The organism is Nonomuraea deserti (assembly GCF_004348685.1).
Taxonomy (GTDB): domain Bacteria; phylum Actinomycetota; class Actinomycetes; order Streptosporangiales; family Streptosporangiaceae; genus Nonomuraea; species Nonomuraea deserti.
Genome location: NZ_SMKO01000366.1, coordinates 1 through 3,101, shown reverse-complemented (window position 1 = coordinate 3,101; position 3,101 = coordinate 1). Strand labels below are relative to the sequence as shown.

3 protein-coding genes are annotated in these 3,101 nt (G+C 71.2%); 1 reads left to right on the top strand and 2 read right to left on the bottom strand.

Annotated elements, in window-relative coordinates; genetic code table 11:
* Positions 1-271 precede the first annotated feature (271 nt).
* Positions 272-1,762 carry a glycosyltransferase family 4 protein gene (locus E1292_RS49945; protein ID WP_246091055.1) on the top strand — a complete coding sequence of 497 codons (1,491 nt, stop codon included), beginning with the start codon at positions 272-274 and terminating at the stop codon, positions 1,760-1,762.
* On the opposite strand, the gene E1292_RS49940 is transcribed toward E1292_RS49945, so the two are convergent.
* Together E1292_RS49940 and crcB are read right to left on the bottom strand one after the other, a co-directional pair.
* Complete coding sequence (locus E1292_RS49940) at positions 1,743-2,663, bottom strand: S1C family serine protease (protein WP_132606804.1); 921 nt, start codon at positions 2,661-2,663, stop codon at positions 1,743-1,745. The two genes, E1292_RS49945 and E1292_RS49940, sit on opposite strands and share 20 nt — an antisense overlap.
* An 84-nt stretch (positions 2,664-2,747) precedes the next feature.
* Positions 2,748-3,101: fluoride efflux transporter CrcB (crcB, locus tag E1292_RS49935; protein ID WP_246091053.1), on the bottom strand; the 354-nt coding region annotated here is incomplete at its 5' end.

Below are 3,101 nucleotides of genomic sequence, written 5' to 3'. Positions count from 1 at the left end.
TAAGAGAAGGGGGTACGGGCTGGGACGCCGGGCCGCGGGCGAGCGTACCGAGGAGCATGATCGGCGTCCGACCTGGGAGATCATCCGGCATAAGCCGCGCATGCAACCTTAGCCATATATATGGCGTCTAAAGATCATAGGTGGGGAAAGCGCACAGGGGATGAAGAACGTGCACTCCGCCGAGGCGACGAAAGGCCGGTGGTAGGGCGGATGCCCGCGCCACCGGCCATGTGTATTCCGAGTTGTTCCTGCCCAGAGGGGATTACGTCAGGTGCGCGCACTGGCTCGCAAGGGTAAGTCGGCCGTGGTCAGGCTGTATCGGGGGTACGACCGGCGCAGGGGCAGGAAGGCCCCGCCACCCACGACGCGGCGGATCCGCATCCTGTTGCTGCACGCCAACGGGATGGGCGGCACCATCAGGACGGTGTTCAACCTGGCGAGCTACCTCGCCAAGGAGCACGACGTCGAGATCGTGAGCATCCTGAAGGAGGCCGAGCACCCGTTCTTCCCCATCGATCCGCGCGTGAAGTTCCGCTACCTGGACGACCGGCTCAAGCCCTGCCTCAATCCGTTGCGCGCGATGTTGTCGAAGCTGCCGAGCAGGCTCATCCCCAAGGGAGAGACGGCCTACCACCGGTTCTCCCTGTGGACCGACCTCGCGCTCACCCGTTACATCCGCTCGCTCGACACCGGCGTGCTGATGGGTACCCGTCCAGGGCTCAACCTCGTGATGGCCCAGTTAGCCAGGCCCGGTGTCATCACCATCGGGCAGGAGCACGTGGCACTGCGCACCCAGGCCGAGCCGGTCCAGGAACTGATCAAGTGGCGCTACCGCCGCCTCGACGCTCTGGTCACCCTGACCAAGGCCGACCTGCGCGACTACCGGGAGATGCTGCCGAAGCAGCCGCGCAAGCTGGTCCGCATCCCCAACGCCGTGCCGCCGATGACGGGCGAGCCGGCCAAGCTCGACGCCAAGGTGGCCGTGGCGGTCGGCAGGATGACCCGCATCAAGGGCTTCCACAGGCTCATCACCGCCTGGCAGACCGTCTCGGCGGCCCACCCCGACTGGAAGCTGCGCATCTACGGTGCCGGGCCGCAGGAGGAGAGCCTGGCCCAGCAGGTCACGGAGCTGGGGCTGCAGGACACGGTGGAGCTGCCGGGGCCCACCCCCGACGTGGGGGCCGCGCTGGAAAGGGCGTCGATCTACGTGCTCAGCTCCCGCCACGAGGGCTTCCCGATGACCATCCTGGAGGCGATGGCCAAGGGGCTGTCCATCGTGAGCTTCAACAGCCCGCACGGCCCCAAGGAGATGATCACGCACGAGGTGGACGGGCTGCTGGTCAAGCCGCGTACCAACGCCAACCTGGCGTCCGCGATCATCCGCGTCATCGAGGACGAGGGGCTGCGCCGGGACCTGGCCGCGCGTGCGCTGGAGACGGCCTGCGGCTACGACCCCGACGTCATCGGCCAGAAGTGGGACAAGCTGCTGGCCGACCTGCTGACCCGCCGCGCCGGCACGCACGCGCGCCGGGGCGGGGCAGCCGCGAACGCCGCCCAGGATCCGCCGCGGGGACCTCAGCACGACACGAACGCCACCCACGACCTGCGGCCGGAACCGCAACACGACACAGACGCCGATCGCGACCTGCCGCCGGAACCGCAGCACGGCGCGGAGACCGCCGTCGCGGCCGGGGACGGGGCGGGGCCGGAGAACGCCCGGCTGGTTCTGGCGCCGGTCGAGGTCAGACCTCAGAGCCCGTGAGCTCCACCGGCTCGGCGATGACGTCCACGAGCGCGCCGTTGCGGTGGACGGTGATCGGCAGCGGCCTCCCGATCGCGTCGGCGAACATCAGCCGCTGCAGGCTCTGCGCGTCGGCCACCGGGCTCTGTCCCGCGCTCAGCACCAGGTCGCCGGCGCGCAGCCCGGCCCGGTGGGCGGGCGAGCCCGGCACCACCTCGACCACGCGCAGGGCGCCGGACCGCCCGGTGCGCCGCCGCAGGTGCTCGGGCAGCGGCGCGGGCGAGGTCACCAGCCCCAGGAACGCCCTCCTGACCCGGCCGTCCCTGATCAGCGCGGCGATGATGGAGCGGGTCGTGGCGTTCATCGGCACGGCCAGCCCCACGCCGACGCCGGCCACCGCCGTGTTGATCCCGACGACCCGCCCCCGCGAGTCGGCCAGCGCACCGCCGGAGTTGCCCGGGTTGAGCGCGGCATCCGTCTGGATCACGTCCTCGATCAGGCGCGACGCGGAGCCGCTCCGCGCGGGCAGCGAGCGGCCGAGTCCGGACACGACCCCGGCGGTCACCGACCCGGCAAGACCCAGGGGGTTGCCGACGGCCACCACGAGCTGCCCGACCACGAGCTCGTCGGAGTCGCCCAGCTCGGCGGGCTCGGGCGTGGCCGTCTGCGCCCTGATCACCGCGAGGTCGGACAGCGGGTCACGGCCGGTGACCGTGAAGCCCCCCGAGGTGCCGTCGGCGAACGCGACGGTGCCGGACCGGGAGGAGCCGACCACGTGCGCGTTGGTCAGCAGGAATCCGTCGGCGGTGAACACCACCGCAGAACCGCTGCCCCTGCCGGCCCGCACACTGGCCACTTTCGGGAGTAACCCGGCCGCCACCGAGGAGACGACGCGCGAATAGGCGTCAAGAGGATCCGCCATCGTGCACTCCTTCGCTTACAGGATTACACGGTAACGCCGTGGCTTCCACGCCGTGTTCCCCGGCCGTTCACCGGCGGATCCCGCTCAGGCCACGGCCCCCGCCAGTGCCACCCCGCAGTAGGCCGCGCCCAGCCCGGCCAGCACGCCGACCAGCGCGTTGGCCACCGCGTGGAAGCGCGCGCCCTCCTCCAGCAGCCGGACCGTCTCGTACCCGAAGGTGGAGTACGTCGTCAGCGCCCCGCAGAACCCCGTGCCCGCCAGTGCCATCACCCCGTCGCCCGCGGGCAGCGCGGCCAGGAATCCCAGCAGCGCCGACCCGGCCACGTTGACCGTCAGCGTCCCCCACGGGAAGACCGTGTCGTGGCGCGCCTGCACCGCCCGGTCCACCAGGTACCGCAGCGGCGCCCCCGCCGCCGCCCCCAGCACGATCAGCAGCAC